The sequence below is a fragment of the Actimicrobium sp. GrIS 1.19 genome, assembly GCF_035984655.1.
Classification (GTDB): domain Bacteria; phylum Pseudomonadota; class Gammaproteobacteria; order Burkholderiales; family Burkholderiaceae_D; genus Actimicrobium.
In genome coordinates this window covers 65,326-82,920 of the sequence record NZ_JAXCHT010000015.1, presented here as the reverse complement: position 1 = coordinate 82,920, position 17,595 = coordinate 65,326, and the positions used below count along the sequence as shown (strand labels likewise).

The 17,595-nt window shown below is 61.6% G+C and carries 20 protein-coding genes; 6 read left to right on the top strand and 14 right to left on the bottom strand.

The features are described from left to right. Window positions 1-75: 75 nt before the first annotated feature. From RCH09_RS12155 to RCH09_RS12115, 9 genes are all read right to left on the bottom strand, one after another. A complete protein-coding gene (locus tag RCH09_RS12155) occupies window positions 76-1,092 on the bottom strand; it encodes an L-threonylcarbamoyladenylate synthase (RefSeq protein ID WP_442785034.1) in 1,017 nt (338 codons plus the stop codon). 1 nt (window position 1,093) lies between these two features. Beyond that, on the bottom strand, window positions 1,094-2,287 hold the full coding sequence (locus RCH09_RS12150) for a 5-(carboxyamino)imidazole ribonucleotide synthase (protein WP_326941361.1): 1,194 nt from the start codon (window positions 2,285-2,287) through the stop codon (window positions 1,094-1,096). After that, window positions 2,284-2,784: a 5-(carboxyamino)imidazole ribonucleotide mutase gene (gene purE / locus RCH09_RS12145; RefSeq protein ID WP_326941360.1), complete on the bottom strand. Its 501-nt coding sequence runs from the start codon at window positions 2,782-2,784 to the stop codon at window positions 2,284-2,286. Before purE ends, RCH09_RS12150 begins: the two co-directional genes overlap by 4 nt. Window position 2,785: 1 nt before the next feature. Continuing rightward, window positions 2,786-3,682: a phosphoribosylaminoimidazolesuccinocarboxamide synthase gene (locus RCH09_RS12140; protein WP_326941359.1), complete on the bottom strand. Its 897-nt coding sequence runs from the start codon at window positions 3,680-3,682 to the stop codon at window positions 2,786-2,788. Window positions 3,683-3,758: 76 nt separating this feature from the next. After that, window positions 3,759-4,823, bottom strand: a complete 1,065-nt coding sequence (gene fba / locus RCH09_RS12135; protein WP_326941358.1) for a class II fructose-bisphosphate aldolase — start codon at window positions 4,821-4,823, stop codon at window positions 3,759-3,761. A 31-nt stretch (window positions 4,824-4,854) separates the two neighbouring features. Continuing rightward, entirely contained in the window at window positions 4,855-6,294 is a 1,440-nt protein-coding gene (gene pyk / locus RCH09_RS12130) for a pyruvate kinase (protein ID WP_326941357.1), read from the bottom strand. Between the two features lie 35 nt (window positions 6,295-6,329). Then, window positions 6,330-7,523 carry a phosphoglycerate kinase gene (locus tag RCH09_RS12125; protein WP_326941356.1) on the bottom strand — a complete coding sequence of 398 codons (1,194 nt, stop codon included), beginning with the start codon at window positions 7,521-7,523 and terminating at the stop codon, window positions 6,330-6,332. A gap of 76 nt (window positions 7,524-7,599) precedes the next feature. Next, window positions 7,600-7,923, bottom strand: a complete 324-nt coding sequence (locus RCH09_RS12120) for an AzlD domain-containing protein (RefSeq protein WP_326941355.1) — start codon at window positions 7,921-7,923, stop codon at window positions 7,600-7,602. Beyond that, window positions 7,920-8,675, bottom strand: a complete 756-nt coding sequence (locus RCH09_RS12115) for an AzlC family ABC transporter permease (RefSeq protein WP_326941354.1) — start codon at window positions 8,673-8,675, stop codon at window positions 7,920-7,922. The genes RCH09_RS12120 and RCH09_RS12115 overlap by 4 nt, the downstream gene beginning before the upstream one ends. A 104-nt stretch (window positions 8,676-8,779) precedes the next feature. On the opposite strand from RCH09_RS12115, the gene RCH09_RS12110 reads away from it, so the two are divergent. From RCH09_RS12110 to RCH09_RS12090, 5 genes are all read left to right on the top strand, one after another. Next, on the top strand, window positions 8,780-8,980 hold the full coding sequence (locus tag RCH09_RS12110) for a zinc-finger domain-containing protein (protein ID WP_326941353.1): 201 nt from the start codon (window positions 8,780-8,782) through the stop codon (window positions 8,978-8,980). A 35-nt stretch (window positions 8,981-9,015) separates the two neighbouring features. Beyond that, entirely contained in the window at window positions 9,016-9,444 is a 429-nt protein-coding gene (locus tag RCH09_RS12105) for a YybH family protein (protein WP_326941352.1), read from the top strand. 73 nt (window positions 9,445-9,517) lie between these two features. Continuing rightward, complete coding sequence (locus RCH09_RS12100) at window positions 9,518-10,483, top strand: YheT family hydrolase (protein WP_326941351.1); 966 nt, start codon at window positions 9,518-9,520, stop codon at window positions 10,481-10,483. Next, on the top strand, window positions 10,476-11,081 hold the full coding sequence (locus tag RCH09_RS12095; protein ID WP_326941350.1) for a DUF2946 family protein: 606 nt from the start codon (window positions 10,476-10,478) through the stop codon (window positions 11,079-11,081). Before RCH09_RS12100 ends, RCH09_RS12095 begins: the two co-directional genes overlap by 8 nt. Window positions 11,082-11,129: 48 nt before the next feature. Further along, a complete protein-coding gene (locus RCH09_RS12090) occupies window positions 11,130-11,972 on the top strand; it encodes an HDOD domain-containing protein (protein WP_326941349.1) in 843 nt (280 codons plus the stop codon). A gap of 90 nt (window positions 11,973-12,062) precedes the next feature. Here RCH09_RS12090 and RCH09_RS12085 read toward each other — a convergent pair whose 3' ends face one another. Continuing rightward, entirely contained in the window at window positions 12,063-13,619 is a 1,557-nt protein-coding gene (locus tag RCH09_RS12085; RefSeq protein ID WP_326941377.1) for a beta-barrel assembly-enhancing protease, read from the bottom strand. A gap of 104 nt (window positions 13,620-13,723) precedes the next feature. On the opposite strand from RCH09_RS12085, the gene moaC reads away from it, so the two are divergent. Further along, window positions 13,724-14,224 carry a cyclic pyranopterin monophosphate synthase MoaC gene (gene moaC, locus RCH09_RS12080; RefSeq protein ID WP_326941348.1) on the top strand — a complete coding sequence of 167 codons (501 nt, stop codon included), beginning with the start codon at window positions 13,724-13,726 and terminating at the stop codon, window positions 14,222-14,224. A gap of 32 nt (window positions 14,225-14,256) precedes the next feature. Here the strand turns inward: moaC and tfpZ are convergent, their stop codons facing one another. The 4 genes from tfpZ to RCH09_RS12060 form a co-directional block, all read right to left on the bottom strand. Next, window positions 14,257-15,018, bottom strand: a complete 762-nt coding sequence (gene tfpZ / locus RCH09_RS12075; protein ID WP_326941347.1) for a TfpX/TfpZ family type IV pilin accessory protein — start codon at window positions 15,016-15,018, stop codon at window positions 14,257-14,259. A gap of 196 nt (window positions 15,019-15,214) precedes the next feature. Then, window positions 15,215-15,742, bottom strand: coding sequence for a pilin (locus RCH09_RS12070; protein ID WP_326941346.1), 528 nt, complete (start codon window positions 15,740-15,742; stop codon window positions 15,215-15,217). Between the two features lie 250 nt (window positions 15,743-15,992). After that, the gene (locus RCH09_RS12065; protein ID WP_326941345.1) at window positions 15,993-16,670 is read right to left on the bottom strand and encodes an FHA domain-containing protein; all 678 of its coding nucleotides are present in this window, start codon (window positions 16,668-16,670) and stop codon (window positions 15,993-15,995) included. Window positions 16,671-16,736: 66 nt separating this feature from the next. Further along, window positions 16,737-17,555, bottom strand: coding sequence for a Stp1/IreP family PP2C-type Ser/Thr phosphatase (locus RCH09_RS12060; RefSeq protein ID WP_326941344.1), 819 nt, complete (start codon window positions 17,553-17,555; stop codon window positions 16,737-16,739). Between the last annotated feature and the right edge of the window lie 40 nt (window positions 17,556-17,595).

Here is a 17,595-nt window from a genome sequence, read left to right as displayed (position 1 = left end):
TCTTTTATTGTCCAACGAGTATGTCATTGAAATTCGCGCTTGCATAGCCGCAAATTAGAGTAGTTCTACGGTAGTTCAGAGCAGGCTGGCGAGCGTGCCGGTCGAACCGAATGCGGCACGCCGCAGGCGGTCATTCACGGCCTGCCACGCAATCGTTTGCGGTGGCGTTTCGACCAGGATCACGTCGGTGCCACGTTCGTCCAGCTGTCGCATTGCAGCATACATTGCGTGCGCAAACGGCATCGGCCCAGGCGGTAATTGCAACACGCGCTGCGCGTTGGTCGTGTCGAGCGCCGACCAGTGGATCAGCGCGACCCGGCGTTGCGCCTGGGCCAGATGTTCCAGGCATTGCGGCAAGGTGGCGCTGGCCACCAGTACCAGCGGCGCATGCGGCGCATAGTGCGCGTCGAGCGTGCCCGACGCGCGCGGCGCCTGCGCATCCGGCAATCCCGGCAGCGCGCCAAGCACTTCGCCAATCTGCGCGACACTGATCCGTCCCGGCCGCAGCAGTAACGGGCCGTGCGTGCCGATGCGGGTCAGATCAAGAATGCTCGATTCAATGCCCACCTCGCTGGGACCGCCATCGAGAATCGCGGCGATGGCGCCGCTACCGAATTCGTCGCGCACATGCTGCGCCGTGGTCGGGCTGATGCGGCCGAACTTGTTGGCCGACGGTGCGGCGATGCCGCCGCGGCCGCGCTTGAATTCCTGCAGCAGTGCCTGCGCCACCGGATGCGCCGGACAGCGCACGCCAATCGAATCCTGGCCGCCGGCAACCGCGGCCGGAATATGCGGCGCACGCGGCAAGATCAACGTCAGGGGGCCTGGCCAGAACGCATCGATGAGCAGTTGCGCCTGGGCTGGAATGGCAGCGACCCAATGCGACAAGTCGGCATCCGGCGCCAGATGCACGATGACCGGGTGATTCGATGGGCGGCCCTTGGCAGCGAAGATGCGCGCAATCGCGGCAGGATTTTCTGCATCGGCGCCGAGTCCGTACACGGTCTCGGTAGGAAACGCCACCAGCTGACCCTGTTCGAGCAGCCGTGCCGCTGCGGCAATTTCCGAATCGCTGACAGACACCGCGCTCACCTCAGACCGCGATGCGCAGAATCGCGCAAGCCGCATGCAGGCTCTGCTGCGCCTCGGCCAGCGTGGCGGCCACGAAGGTGACATGGCCCATCTTGCGCCCCGGTCGCGGCGTGTCCTTGCCATACAGGTGCAGCGCCGCGCCAGGCAGCGCCAGCAGCTTGTCCCAGGCCGGTTCGGCCAGCGCACCGGAGGCGATGTCGAACCACTGGTCACCCAGGATGTTGAGCATCACCGCCGGCGAATGCTGGCGCACGTCGCCCAGCGGCAAGCCGGCCATCGCCCGCACCTGCTGCGCGAACTGGCTGGTGATGCAGGCGTCGATGGTGTAGTGGCCGCTGTTATGCGGACGCGGCGCCATCTCGTTGACCACCAGCGTGCCGTCGTCGAGGATGAAAAATTCGATGCACAACACGCCGACATACTCAAGCCGGTCGATGATCACCAGCGCTGCCGCTTGGGCCCGTTCTGCGCACTCGGCGGAGATGGCCGGCGCCGGTACGGTCGTGGTGAACAGGATGCCGTCGCGGTGGACGTTCTCGGCAATCGGATAGACCACCGATTTGCCATCGGCGCCGCGTGCTGCCAGCACGGACACTTCGACCGCCAGCGGCAGCATTTTCTCCAGCACGCACGGCACGCCCTGCATGGCGCCGAATGCGCTGCGCACGTCATCAAGCGTGCGCACCCGCGCCTGCCCCTTGCCGTCATAACCCAGCCGCACCGTTTTCAGGATGCCGGGCAACAGCGTATCGGCGATGGTGTCGATATCAGCCGCGCTGGCGATCAGCTGATGCGGCGCGGGTTGCACGCCGGAGGCGTCGGCACAGGCCATGAAAAACTGCTTTTCGACGATGCGATCCTGCGCCACCGAGACGTTGGCGGCCGAGGGTGCGACGCGCGCATGCTGCGCCAGCGCAGCCAAGCTGGCAGCGGGCACGTTTTCGAATTCGGTGGTCACGGCGGCGCATTGCAATCCCAGCTCGCTGAGCGCCGCGGCATCGTCATAGGCCGCGACCAGATGGTAATCGGCGGCATGCGCGGCGGGCGCATCGGCCAGCAATTCCAGCACCGCGACCTTGTACCCCATCGCCTGCGCCGCATGCGCAAACATGCGACCGAGCTGGCCGCCGCCCATGACGCCCAGCCAGGTCGCCGGTGCGGCGCGCGGAATCAGTGCCTGTGGTTGATTGCTCATGTCGGCAACACACTCGACTGTGCCGCCAGTGTCTGCGCGGCGCGGAAGGCGTCCAGCTTGTCGGCCAGCGCGGTGTCGGTCACCGCCAGCATCGCAATGGCGCACAACGCGGCATTGGCAGCGCCGGCTTCGCCAATGGCAAAGGTGGCAACCGGAATCCCCTTCGGCATCTGCACGATCGACAGCAGCGAATCTTCACCGCGCAGGTACTTCGACGGCACCGGCACGCCCAGCACCGGCACGATGGTCTTGGCCGCCAGCATGCCGGGCAGATGGGCAGCGCCGCCCGCGCCGGCGATGATCGCCACCAGCCCGCGCGCACGGGCGCCTGCGGCATAGGCGAACAACTGATCGGGCATGCGATGCGCCGAGATCACCTGCGCCTCATGCGGCACGCCAAATTCCTTGAGCATCGCAACCGCATGCTGCATGACCTCCCAGTCGGACTGCGAGCCCATCACGACGCCAACCTGTGCTGCGGATACGGTAGTGGTCATGTCAGTCCTCCAGCGTGGTGCCGGTCAGGCGTTGCAGCGCCTCGCGGTACTTGGCGCCGGTCTTTTCGATCACGTCGGCCGGCAGATGCGGCGCCGGCGCCGTCTTCGGCCAGTCGGTCAGGGTTTCCAGATAGTCGCGCACGAACTGTTTGTCGAACGATGGCGGCGAGGTGCCGACCACGTACGAATCGGCCGGCCAGAAGCGCGACGAATCGGCTGTCAGCACCTCATCCATCAGGTACATCGTGCCCTCTTCATCGAGTCCGAATTCGAACTTGGTGTCGGCGATGATGATGCCGCGGGTGGCGGCATAATCGGCGGCGGCCTTGTACAGCGCGATGCTGACATCACGCATCTTGGCAGCGAGCTCTTTGCCGATGCGCTGCTCCATGTCGTCGAAGGTGATGTTCTCGTCGTGCGCGCCGAGTTCGGCCTTGGCCGCCGGCGTGAAAATCGGGCCGGGCAGCTTTTGCGCCAGTTGCAAATCGTCCGGCAGCGCCACGCCGCAGACCGAGCCGGTGGCCTGGTAATCCTTCCAGCCGGAGCCGATCAGATAGCCGCGCACCACGGCTTCGACCATGATCGGTTGCAGACGCCGGGCGACCACGGCGCGGCCGCGCACCTGATCGATTTCGTTTTCGTGCACCACGCTTTCGGGCGGGATGCCGGTGAGGTGATTCGGGACAATCTCAGCCAGCCGGTCGAACCAGAAATTCGACATCTGGTTGAGCACGCGTCCCTTGTCCGGGATCGCTTCGTTCATCACCACGTCGAACGCCGACAGCCGGTCGGTGGTGACGATCAGGATCTGGTCGTCACCGACCGCGTAGTTGTCGCGCACCTTGCCACGGCCCAGCAGTGGCAGGGAGTCGATGTCGGATTGATAGAGACTGGTCATAGTTTTTCCATGAAATCCGGCCGGGAATGCATGCGCACTGCCGGCCGTTGGGTGGTCCTTGCGGACTGATGTCGGGTTATTGAACGATCTGCTTGAGATCGCCTTTCTTGTAGCGCTCGGCCATTTTTTCGAGTGTCATCGGCTTGATCTTGCCAGCCTGGCCTTCACAGCCAAACGACAGGAAACGCGCCTTGCAGACCAGCATCGCTGCATCGCGGGCCGGCTTCAGGTAGTCGCGCGGATCGAACTTGGACGGGTTTTCAAACAGGTAGCGGCGGATCGCGCCGGTCATCGCCAGACGGATGTCGGTGTCGATGTTGATCTTGCGCACGCCGTGCTTGATGCCTTCCTGGATTTCTTCGACCGGCACGCCATAGGTTTCCTTCATGTCGCCACCGAACTCGCGAATCTCGGCCAGCAGTTCCTGCGGCACCGACGACGAACCGTGCATCACCAGATGCGTGTTCGGAATACGGGTGTGGATTTCCTTGATACGGTCGATTGCCAGGATGTCACCGGTCGGCTTGCGTGAAAACTTGTAGGCGCCGTGCGACGTGCCGATGGCAATCGCCAGCGCATCGCACTGGGTCAGTTGCACGAAGTCGGCGGCCTGCGCCACATCGGTGAGCAGCTGTTCACGGGTCATCTGGCCATCGGCGCCGTGGCCGTCTTCCTTGTCGCCCATCATCGTCTCAAGCGAACCGAGCACGCCCAGTTCGGCTTCGACGGTGACGCCAATGGCGTGCGAGAACTCGACCACGCGGCGCGAGACTTCGACGTTGTATTCGTAGCTGGCGACCGATTTGCCGTCTTCATTGAGCGAGCCATCCATCATCACCGAGGTGAAGCCGGAGCGGATCGCAGTCATGCAGACCGCCGGCGACTGGCCGTGGTCCTGGTGCATGACGACCGGGATGTGCGGATACGATTCGATCGCCGCTTCGATCAGATGGCGCAGGAACGGTTCGCCCGCATATTTGCGCGCACCGGCGGAGGCTTGCATGATGACCGGCGAATTAACGGCATCGGCGGCCGCCATGATGGCCTGCACCTGTTCCAGATTGTTGACATTGAAGGCCGGCAGGCCATAGCCGTTTTCGGCAGCGTGGTCGAGCAGTTGACGCATTGAGACGAGTGCCATGATTTAACTCCAGAGCTAGATAAAATTCGGTTCAGCGGTCGCCGATCTTCATGATCTTGAGGGCGTTGGTGCCGCCTGCCTGCCCCATCGGCTCGCCCCAGGTGACCACAATCATGTCACCTTTCTGGACCAGCCCTTTGGCAAGGAGCAAGCTTTGTGCATCTTTGAGCACGGCTTCGGAATCGGTCGACTGTTCCAGTTCGAACGGCCGCACATTGCGGTACAGCGCAGTCTTGCGCTGGGTCGCCACGCTCGGCGTCATCGCGTAGATCGGAATATCGATGTTGTGTCGGCTCATCCACAGCGCGGTCGACCCGGATTCGGTCAGCGCCACGATCGCCTTCACGCGCAGATGGTACGCGGTAAACAGCGCGCCATACGCAATCGACTGATCAATGCGGGTAAACGTCACATTCAGGAAATCGGCGTCGAGCTTGTAATCCTCGGATTTTTCGGCTTCGATGCAAATGGCGTGCATGGCTTCGACCGTCTCGACCGGATAACGCCCCGACGCCGTTTCAGCCGAGGTCATCACCGCGTCGGTGCCGTCGAGCACCGCATTGGCGACATCCGAGACTTCGGCGCGGGTCGGCACCGCATTGAAAATCATCGACTCCATCATCTGCGTGGCGGTGATGGCGATCTTGTTCGAGGCGCGCGCCATCTTGATCATGCGCTTCTGCAGCGCCGGCACGGCGGCATTGCCGACTTCGACGGCCAGATCGCCACGCGCGACCATGATGCCGTCGGACGCGTCAAGGATCTCCTGCAGCACCGGAATCGCTTCGGCGCGTTCGATCTTGGCGATCATCTGCGGCTTGTGGCCGAACGCTTCACCGGCGATATTGGCCAGCTGGCGCGCCATCATCATGTCGGTCGCGCTCTTCGGAAACGACACCGCGACGTAATCGGCCTTGATGCTCATGGCGGTCTTGATGTCTTCCATGTCCTTGGCCGTCAGCGCCGGCGCCGACAAGCCGCCGCCCTGGCGGTTGATGCCCTTGTTGTTGGACAGCTCGCCGCCAATGCGCACCGTGGTGTGGATCTGGCTGCCGACGATCTTGTCGACGATCAGCACGATCAGCCCGTCGTTGAGCAGCAGCACGTCGTTGGCGCGCAGGTCGCGCGGCAATTCCTTGTAGTCGAGTCCGACCGTGTCCTGGTTGCCCAGCGCGCAGGCGGCATCGAGCACGAAGCTGGCGCCCTTGACCAGCTCGATCTTGCCGTTCTCGAATTTGCCAACCCGGATCTTCGGGCCTTGCAGATCGGCCATGATGGCGATTTCCTGGCCGCAGTTGGCTGCCGCCTGGCGCACCATGGCGGCGCGGTCGATGTGGTCCTGCGCCTGGCCATGCGAAAAATTCAGGCGCACGACATTCACGCCGGCTTCGATCATCCGTGTCAGCGTCTCCAGATCGTTCGAGGCGGGGCCGATGGTGGCAACGATTTTTGTGGCGCGGGAGAGCGACATGGAGGCCTTTGGTTGTAGGAGTGAATTCAGCAGAATTAACTGGTGAAGCGCTGTTCGAGCACCTGCACTGCCGGCAAGGTTTTGCCTTCCAAAAATTCGAGAAATGCGCCGCCGCCGGTCGAGATGTAATCGATGCGGCTGCCGATGTCGTACTTGGCGATGGCGGCCAGCGTGTCGCCGCCGCCGGCAATCGAAAACGCCTTGGCATCGGCAATGGCCAGCGCCAGCGTGCGCGTGCCGTTGCCGAACTGGTCGAACTCGAACACGCCCACCGGGCCGTTCCAGACCACGGTGCCGGCCTGCGCGATCTGGCTCGCCAGCAGCGCCGAAGTAACCGGACCGATGTCGAGGATCAGATCGTCATCAGCGACATCGGTGGCGTTCTTGACGGTGGCTTCGGCGCTGGCCGAAAATTCTTTCGCACAGACAACGTCGGTCGGAATCGGCACCGAGGCGCCGCGCGCGGTCATCAGCGCGATGATTTCCCTGGCCTCATTGACCAGATCGGCTTCGGCCAGCGATTTGCCGATCTTCAGGCCGGCCGCCAGCATGAAGGTGTTGGCGATGCCGCCGCCGACAATCAGATGGTCGACCTTGGCAGCCAGCGCCTTGAGGATGGTCAGCTTGGACGACACCTTGGAACCGGCGACAATCGCCAGCAGCGGCCGCGCCGGCGCGTTCAATGCCTTGCCCAGCGCATCGAGCTCGGCGGCCAGCAACGGGCCGGCGCAGGCGATCGGCGCAAATTGGGCGATGCCGTAGGTGGTGGCTTCGGCGCGGTGCGCGGTGCCGAACGCATCATTGACATAGACATCGCACAGCGCTGCCATTTTTCGCGACAGCGCTTCATCGTTCTTTTTCTCGCCGCGATTGACGCGGCAATTTTCCAGCAGCACCACCTGTCCCGGCTTGACATCGACGCCGTCGACCCAGTTCTGGCGCAGTTCAACTGGCTGCCCCAGCAGTTCGGCCAGACGCACGGCAATCGGCGCGAGCGAATCGGCCGGTTTGAATTCGCCTTCGGTCGGACGTCCCAGGTGCGAGGTCACCATCACGGCAGCGCCGGCGTCGAGTGCCATGCGGATGGCCGGCACCGAGGCGCGAAGGCGCGTGTCTTCGGTAATGTTGCCGGCATCGTCCTGCGGCACGTTCAGATCGGCGCGGATGAAGACGCGTTTTGCGTCGAGTTGATCGCTGGCGATCAGATCGCTGAGTCGTTTGAATTGCATGGGCAAGTGTCGTCGTCAGTGATTGGGGAGGCGCTATTTTACCCCAGCGCCATGTCGAAAAACCCGTTTTGGCGTTCTACAGGTAGAGGCGCAGCAGCGTGTAAGCCGCCATGCCGACGATGATCGTCCCCAATAGATGCTTGGTGCCAATAAAAAACACGGTTGCCACCACCGCCGCAAGCAGGCGCGGATTGGCCGGACTGAGATTGAGCGTTCCGCCTGCCAGCATCAGGTCCGGTGCAATGATGGCTGCCATCGCCGCGGCGGGGGCGTAGCGCAGCGCATGTTGCACTCGCTCCGGCAACTTGACGGCGTGGCCAAGGACGAAGAAGGTGCTGCGCGAAATCAGCGTCGCCAGCGTCAGCAGTGCAATCGTGATCCAGATTTCGATGGTGCTCATGGGGCTTTTTCCTTGGCGGGTTGATCGATCAGCAGGTCTACCAGCATGGCCGCCGCCATCCCGGCCAGCACCGCCACCAGCAGACCAAGCCGGTACGGAAAGTTTGCGGCGGCAATCGCCACCACGGCGGCCACCACGACACCGGCCAGCGCCGCCAGGTTCATCGTCAGCGTGATCATGATCGCCAGCAGCGCCATGGTGCCGGCGAAGCCGATGCCCCAGCTTTCGGGTATCTGCCCTGCCAGCAGTATCCCGATGACCGAGCCGCCCTGCCAGGCAAACCAGTTCGGATAGCAGATGCCGGTATAGAACCCCACTTTGCCAGCCGGGTGATGCAGCGTCTCGGCCGGAAAACGGTAGGGGAAAAATCCCATCATGATATCGGCCGTGAAGTAGCCATACCAGAGTCGCTTGAACCACGGCAGATGCGCGAAATGCGGTCCGATCACGGCAGAGAAGATGACGAAGCGCAGATTCACCACCAGCGCCGTGACGAACACCACCCACTCCGGCGCGCCGGCGGCGATCAGCGGCAGCGCCGCCAATTGGGCCGAGCCGGCGAACACCAGCATCGTCATGCCGAGCGCCTGCCACAGCGTCAGGCCGGATTTGACCATCGCCATGCCCGCCACCATGCCCCATGCCGCAATACCGGGCATGGTCGCAGCCGTAAACTTGAAGCCCTCGGAGAAGGCGCGTTTTTCAACAAGCTGGGAGGCGTAGCGGTCGGGACTGACTTCGGCGGGATTCATCGGATTTCAGGAGGAATTAAAGGCGTATTTTACCGATGATTCTTTTGTGCAGCCCGAATCCGCTAAACTCTGCATTCATTTGCCTGCCAACTTTGGAAATTTCCATGACCGCTCACACCGCACCCACCGCCATTGTCGAACTTGGCGCACATGATTTGCCAGCCCATTGCCCCAATGACGCGATGCCGGTCTGGTCCTCGCATCCCCGCGTCTTTCTGGACATGAGCAAGACTGGCCACGCCAAATGTCCGTATTGCGGCACCGAATATGCAATGAAGGCCGGCGAGTCGGCCCGCTCGCACTGACAACCAGCACTGCAAACGACCGCGCCAAGGCCATCATGTCCCGCAAAAAGCATCTCGCCGACACGCCCGACGACACCGAAGTCGCCTTCTATGACGCACTCGGTCGCGCCGACCTCGACGCGCTCATGGCGCTGTGGGCCGACGATGAAGAAATCGTCTGCATCCATCCGGGGGCGCCGCGGTTGATTGGCCACGCCGCCATTCGCGCCTCGTGGCAAGCCATTTTCGAACAGGGCGGTGTGCATATTCATCCACTGCAACTGCATGTGATGCAGAACATGATGGCGGCCACGCACAGTGTGTTAGAACAGATGCGTGGCGCCGATGACCGGCAGGATCGTCACGTTCTTGCCACCAATGTGTACGTGAAGACGCCACTGGGCTGGCGCATTGCCGTGCACCATGCGTCCGTGGCGCCGGGCAAGGCAGCCGCCGAAGTCAAGGCGTCGACCACGTTGCATTGATCCGGCTTGCCGGGCATGCGGTTGCGCTGCCGGCAATTCGTGCGGCGTCGATCCGATCAGACAGGAGCAAACAATGGACTATCAGGCACCGCGCTGGCTTCCCGGCGGACATCTGCAAACCATTTATCCGGCTACCTGCATCAACAAGCCGGTGGTGCAGTACCGGCGTGAACGCTGGACCGCGCCGGACGGCGATTTCGTCGATGTCGATTTCGTCGACGGCAAGCCCGGAATGCCCTTCGTGGTGATGTTTCATGGCCTCGAGGGATCGTCGGACAGCCACTATTGCCGCTCGCTGATGGCTCACGCGCAGGCGCTCGGCTGGTCTGGCGCGGTGCCGCATTTTCGCGGCTGTTCCGGCGAAATGAACCTGGCGCCACGCTTCTATCATTCCGGCGATGCGCAGGAAGTCGAGTGGGTCATCCGCAAATTACGGGCCGGCAGCGTGGCGCGCGCCGCCAGCGCGTTTTATGCCACCGGGGTTTCGCTGGGCGGCAACGCGTTGCTGTGCTGGCTGGGCGAATCGCAGCACGGCGCCGACTTCATCGATGCGGCCTGCGCGATTTCCGCACCGCTCGATCTGGCCGGTGGCGGCGCAGCGCTGTCGTCGGGCGTCAACCGTATCTACACTCGTGCATTCCTGCAAACGCTCAAGCCGAAATGCCTGCAGAAACTCGACCAGTTCCCGGGCCTGTTCGACCGCGACAAAATGCTCGCGGCGCGGGACCTGTATGCGTTCGACAACGTGGTCACGGCGCCGCTGCACGGCTATCGCAACACGGAGGATTACTGGGATCGCGCCAGTGCCAGGCACGTACTCGATGACATCACGGTGCCGACGCTGGTGCTCAATGCGCAGAACGATCCGTTCCTGCCGGCGCGCCATCTGCCGCAGACCGCCGCCTCGCAGGTCACGCTGGAATATCCCGTCACCGGCGGCCATGTCGGCTTTGCCGTGGGGTCGTTGCCCGGCCGGATCGACTGGCTGCCGCGCCGCCTCGTCAAGTTCCTGCAACAAGGCAGCCCGCGCCATGGATGACGCCGTCAAGCAAGCCATGGCCAAATGGCCCAACGTGCCGCACTGCTTCGGCTGGCTCGGACTCGATGCGCGCGGCTACTGGCGCATGCGCGACGAAGCCGCGCAACGGCTCGACCAGCCTGGCGACCGCATCGCCCACGTCGCCCTGCTGGCCTTCATCAACCGCAATTATCAAAGCGATGCCGCCGGACGCTGGTACTTTCAGAACGGTCCGCAACGGGTGTATGTGAATCTCGAAGCGACACCGTATATCGCCCATTTCGATGCGGAACAGGGCTTCGTCCTGCACACCGGCCAGCGGCTGGATCGGCTCGACGCTGGCTGGCTGACCGAGCGCGGTCAACTGGTGCTGCGAGCCGGCGCCTGCGTTGCGCTGCTCGATGACCGCGACACCGCGCGCTGTTTGCCGTTGCTGCAGATCGACGGCAAGCCGGCCAGCGACGACGCGTTGCTCGACTGGCTCGAACAGCCCGGTGCAGCACCCCCGTTAATGTTGGCATATTGTGCACAACAGCACCTCCTGGGCCGGCTGGCATACGATAAACTGGCGAACCACTTCGGCTTTGTAGCGCGACCGCAGCCCGATCCGCCTGTCTGAGCGGGCCGCGATCCGCGCCATCACACCCACCACAGCAGGAGACCACAGATGGCCGTGCTTGAATTATCTACCGTCATCGACAATATCCATGACCTGCCCTCCTTGCCCGCCGTGGTGATGAGCCTGCTCAATCTGGTCGACCAGGACGATGCCGACATCAGCGTGCTGGCCGAAAAGGTATCGCAGGATCTGGCCCTGACCGCCAAGACCCTGCGCCTGGCCAATTCGGCGTTTTTTGTCACCCGCGTCAAAGTCACGACGATTCAGCAAGCCATCACGCTGCTGGGATTCCAGCACGTGCGAACCATGATCATCATGGCGGCGCTGACCGGCTGCTTTCCGGAACGCACCTGCCCCGGTTTCGATCACAAGCAATTCTGGGAGCACTCGACCGCGGCGGCGACCGCGGCCGGGATCCTGGCGCGGCACATCGGGATGCAGGCGGATATCGCCGTCACCGCGGCGCTGCTGCATGATATTGGCCGATTGGTGCTGGTGACCTGCTTTCCGCAGGACTATGCGGCGGCGCTGGCGTACCGGCAGCAACACGATTGCACCATGCTGGAAGCGGAAGTCGCCATCTTCGGGATCGATCACGCCGCTGCCGGCGCGCTGCTGGCAACCAACTGGCAATTTTCCGACGTGATGCGACTTGCGATCGAAGGACATCATGCGCCGGATCGCCCGGGCGCCGGCTTTCTGGCTGCGCTGGTCCACATCGCCAATGCCATCGTGCACCAGCTGGCCTCCACCGAAGAAGGTCAGCAAGCCTCGTCGGCGGTCTCGCAAACGGCCTGGACCGCGCTCAACCTGGACGACGACGTGTATGCGGGATTGTGTCAGCGCACACAGCAAAGCATTGACCGGCAACGCGGTGCGCAGAACGGCTGACAAACGCGCCTTGCTGCGTTGCCGCGCCTTGGCGTACAGGTGGCCTGTCTGCGGCGCGGCGCCTTGCCAGACACGCCTTGTCAGGCGTTCTTACAGCGGCTTGTCTTTCTTGTTGTCCGGCAGGGAATCGCGCCAGCGCTGCTGCAGGTCACGCTCGCGCGCATCGATCAGGGCCTGGTCATAAAACGATGCATCCGGCGCCTTGCGGGCGATGCGCAGCTGATCCATCGCAGCGTGCAAACCGCCATCGATCGCATACGCTTCGGCCAGCGCGACATGCTGCAAGGCCAGCTTGCCCTGCGCTGAATAGACTTGCGCCAGCTGCTCCTGCAATGCCGACTCCTGCCGGTACAGCTGGATCTGATCACGCAAATACACCATCGCCTCGTCATTGCGACCCGCCGCCAGCAGCGCATCGGCATAGCGTCGTGCCAGCCCGCGCGAGAACGGAAAGCGCTGGCGTGCCGTATCGGCAGTCTTGACCGCCTCGGCGTATTTTTTGGCCGCCAGCTGGATATCGATGGCCAGATAATCCAGCACGCTGCTGTCGCCGCCATCCTGCGGCGCGCCGGCGCGCATTACCGTGCGCGCTTCCTGCAACAACTGCTGCGCCCTGGGCTGGTCGCCGCGCTTGAACGCCACCAGCGCCTGGCCGTATTTTCCGGCAATGGTTTGCGCCCGGCTCTTTTGCAGCAGCTGCGCCGCATAGCCTTCGCTGGCATCGCGCAAGCCTTGTTCGGAGTCGTCCTGCAGCACGCGCATGCGGGCCCGGATTAACTGGAAATCGAGGCTGTCGGCATGCTGCCGGTAACGCATGTCGCGGGTGCGCGCCTGGATGTCGGCGATGCGCTCGGTGGTCAGCGGATGCGAATTCAGCCACGGCGGAATCACGTCGGTATAGCCACGCGACGCCGCCTGCAGGCGACCGAAGAACGCCACCATGCCAGCGGTCTCGAATCCGGCGTCGCGCATGATCTGCAAACCGACCCGGTCGGCTTCGCGCTCGGCGTCGCGACTGAAGTTGAGCTGGCGTTGCAGCGTAATCCCCTCGGAGCCTGCCAGCAGCGCAGCCGACGCATCGGGACTCGACTTGGCCGCCAGCACCGCCAGAATCGCACCGGCCAGCGGGATCAGCACGTCCTGCTTTTGCTGCCCGATCTGGCGCGCAATATGGCGTTGCGCCACGTGGCCAATCTCGTGCGCCATCACCGATGCCAGTTCCGACTCGGTTTGCGCCGCCAGCAGCAGCGCCGAATGGACCGCGATGAAACCGCCCGGCAAGGCAAAGGCGTTCAGCAGCGGGTCGCGCACGACAAAGAAGAAATAGTCATAGCCCGCTTCGCCGCGCGCCTCCGGCCGGGCGGCGAGCAGGCTGTTGCCGAACTCGTTCATGTATTCGAGCGTCGGGGCATCGTCCAGATAATCGCGATTGCGGCGAATGTCACGCATGATTTCTTCGCCAAGCTTGCGTTCCATCAGCGGCGACAGCGACTCGCGGTCGGTGTCGCCGAGATTGGGCAGGTTGACGTTGTCGTTGAGGTTCGACGCCCCCGCAACCAGCGGCGCAGCGATCGCCAGCACCACGGCAGCGGCCAGCGCGGCGGCGCGCAACCTTGCGGAAAACGGTAGAAACGCGGGATGGGCCATGTGGCTGGAAGTGGATTTCACGGTGCTATGATACCCGCTCAACGCGCCGCCCAAACCGGCGCATTCCGCCCTTCCGCATTCCACTTTTTTTTCGCAGCCACGCCATGACCACTCCCGACAACAGCGCGACCCACGACGGCCTGACCCACTTCGACAGCGCCGGCCAGGCCCACATAGTCGACGTCGGCGCCAAAAGCGAGACCCACCGCGTCGCCATCGCCAGCGGCACGATCAGCATGAAGCCGGAAACGCTGGCATTGATCCAGTCAGGCACCGCAAAAAAAGGCGACGTACTCGGCATCGCCCGCATCGCCGCAATCATGGCGACGAAGCGCACGGCGGATCTGATACCGCTGTGTCATCCGCTGGCGTTGACGCGGGTGGTGGTGGAATTCAGTGTCGACGCGTCAGCCAGCAGCGTGAGCTGCACCGCGCAGGTGGAAACGTTTGGCAAGACCGGGGTGGAGATCGAAGCGTTGATGGCGGTGCAGGTGGGGTTGTTGACAGTGTATGACATGTGCAAGGCGGTGGATCGGGGGATGGTGATTCATGCGGTGCGGGTGCTGGAGAAGCATGGGGGGCGGTCGGGGGATTGGGTGGCTTAAGTCTCAACGCCCGCAATAATTGCTAAGGGCAGTCAATTCCCCCACGGATCGATTGCCAGCATTTCAACGATCGCACTGTCGGAGCGTCGCACCATCATCGTCATGTCCTGGATTTTGCCGCGAATAGGGATAAAGCCGACGTCAGCAATTTTCAGTCTGGCGTTCTTTAATGCCGCGTTAATTTTTAAATTGGCGTCATTCGACTTGGCTTCAGGAATTCGCTTTTTTAACGCATCGAATTCAAGCATTTTCTTCTTAACGTCTACCGCCAGGCTTTCATAAGGAAGATAGTATCTTGGCAACTGTGGCAAGTCGGCACCACCATTCAAAGCGGAGAACAAAATATCTCTACTTTCGTTCGAATTGAGCGGAAGGCGTGCTCCCACCACTACCGGGCCAGTTCTTGGCAAATATTTAATTTTGGATTTCTTAAGCTCGGAATCGGCAATATCTGTAGCCGAAACGATGGTAAACATGTCGACATTGAAAACCAAATAAACAGGGCGGCCGCTATAAATTGCATTCACGCCGTAGACCAGCGCAACAAATTGCAATAACGCGATACAGCCTAGGTCCATTTTCAGCGAACGCTTAAATGGATTGTAAATAATTAGCGTGATCAGCGGTCCGGCGCAGACGTCAACCAACGCGAAAACAAAAAGTATTTTTGAAACACCAGCCGCACCAAAGTAATTCCCTGGATACCAAACTAAAATAACCAAAATTAGGACAGTTGAAACTATGAGAAAACTCACCAACAAATGAGTTAAAGCTGCTTTAATTCTTAATGGCATGGAGAGTATGTTTTTAATCAGTTAACGGCCGCACCGAAACTTTAGGGTCCCGGACCCAGTCGCGTCGATTCGTCACGGAACTTTAAGATATTAAACCGAGTTATCACAAAAAAAGCCATGAATTCGGCAAGGAATTCATGGCTCCATTTTGTGCTGGTAGAACCACACTACTCCTTAGAGTCGTGCTTAGCATAATTTAGCGGCAGTTTGCAGGCGAATACTTAACTGCCAGTGAACCTGCGGTAGCGCCAGCCATGTTGCCAGCCGTCGCAGCAGTACCACCGAGACCACGGCATGCCCAGTCGATCGCACCGGTATTACCGGCTAGCAAAGCGGCTGCCAAGGTTTGCACACCGGCCGTGCCCTTAATGTATGGAGAAATAACCAACGTACCAGCAGCACCGACGTTCGTGAGGTTGTAAATTGCAGTGATTATGCCTGAAGCAGGTACTGCTTGAATCGATGACAGGTATTTAGTCGGGTTAGCAGCAGCAACCGAAGCGTTGGCGGCTCCGACATTGGCGCCCAGTTCAACTAATGTGGTTGACTCGGCGATCAGAGTTTTAAATCCTTCAGCAACAACCATACCCTCACTGACTTTCGAACGGATCGTATAGTCCGTGTAAGCAGGCAATGCAATCGCAGCCAAAATACCAATAATCGCAACCACAATCATCAATTCGATCAGCGTGAAACCCTGTTGTGCTTTTTTGACCATCTTCATTTTGCTTCTCCTCGTTGGAAGTAGACAGAGGTTTCTGCCATGCCTACCCCTTCGCAAGCGCCGTGCCAGCAGAAAAAGGGGGGTTTTCGATGCCAATTCCCGGATTCGGCGAGCAAAGTGACAAAGTTTCTCACTAGAAACTGACAAATTTCGTCACCCCAACCATTTCTTGTCGCACTTTTAACGGACTGACCGCCTTACCGCCCGGTCAAATTCACACTCCGACACACTGCAAAACCCGTGCACAGCACTAACGCAGCAAGAACTCCATCTCGGTGCCGGACAGGATGATCACGTCACCCGACACAATCGGATGCACCGACTTGCCGATCGAAACGCCATTCACCAGCGGATAGGTATCGCCTTCGACATGGGTGATGACGAAGCCCATCGGGCGGCGCGTGATCACGGCGACCTGGACACCGGGGCGGCCGATGGTGGTGAGGGATTTGGTCAGGACCAGTTCCTTGCCGGCGCTGGGGCCGCTGATGACCTTGACCACCGGGATCGGCCCCGGCTCGCCGGCGACAGTGCCGGAGATGGAGGTTTCGCCGCGTTGCCGGGTCTCGCTGCCGATGACCGGCTGCGCCTTGGCATACGCCGAGACGATAGGCGGCACGACGTCGCCGGGTTTGCGCAGCACGCTGCTGAAGTAGCGGATCTCGTACTTCGCCAGCTGGATCACGTCGTGATTCTGCAGATAGTGCTTGTGCACCGGCTGACCGTTGACCTGGGTGCCGTTGGTGCTGTCGAGGTCTTCCAGGAACGAGTCGTTGCCGAAGGTCATGATGGCAGCGTGTTCGGCGCTCACCGAGCGCATGTCGAGCACCACGTCGTTGTGCGGACGGCGGCCGATGGTGATGCGCTCCTTGGTCAGGGCGACCTCCTGCAAAAGCTGGCCATCCATGGAAACGATTATCTTTGCCATTGCTGTCTCTCCATCGCGGCGTGGTCGACTGATCTGCCACGCTCGTGTCTGTGCCGCAGTGGGCTGTTATTTCATCCAGTTCATGATGCGTCCGAACAGCCCGGCTTTTTCGCTGCTGACCGAACGGACGCGCACAAGGATAACGGAAATGTTGTCTCTTCCGCCACATTCATTTGCCTGCGTGACCAGGGTTTCTGCCTTCAACGTGAGGTCGGAAGCGGAGTCGCCCAGGACCTGTTCGAGCTGTTGCGCCATCAGCATGTCGGACAGGCCGTCGGAACACAGCAAATACAGGTCGCCGGTCTGGATCGTGTATTCGTGGACTTCCACCTGCAATTCGGCATCGACGCCGACCGCGCGGGTAATCAGGTTCTTGTTCTGGGCGAACTGGGCCCATTCCGGGCTGACCAGGCCGGCATCGATCTGTTCCTGCAGTTGCGAGTGATCGCGGGTGAGTTGTTCCAGCCGTCCGTTGCGGTAGCGGTAGCAGCGCGAATCACCGACATGCGCCAGCGTGACTTTGTCATGATGGAACAGCGCCATCACCAGCGTGGTGCCCATGCCGCTGAAGTCCGGTTCTTCCAGCGCCGCATCCAGAATCGCCAGGTTGGCCTGCGTGACGGCTTCGTCGAGCAGGTGACTGACCGACTTCATGCGGTTGAGCTGATCGCCGGGTTGCGATTCATGCAGCTCGGCCTCCACCACTTCGCGGATGACGGCGGTGGCGATGGTGCTGGCGACTTCACCGGCGTTGTAGCCGCCCATGCCATCGGCCAGAATCGCGACGCCGTAGTCGGGGCTGAGCACAATCGAGTCTTCGTTGTGCGCACGCACCCGACCGGTGTCGGTCATGGAGGCGAATTCCAGATTGAGATTAGATTCCATGCTCAATCGCTTGCCTGCGCGGGGGCGGCGGGTTGCGGAC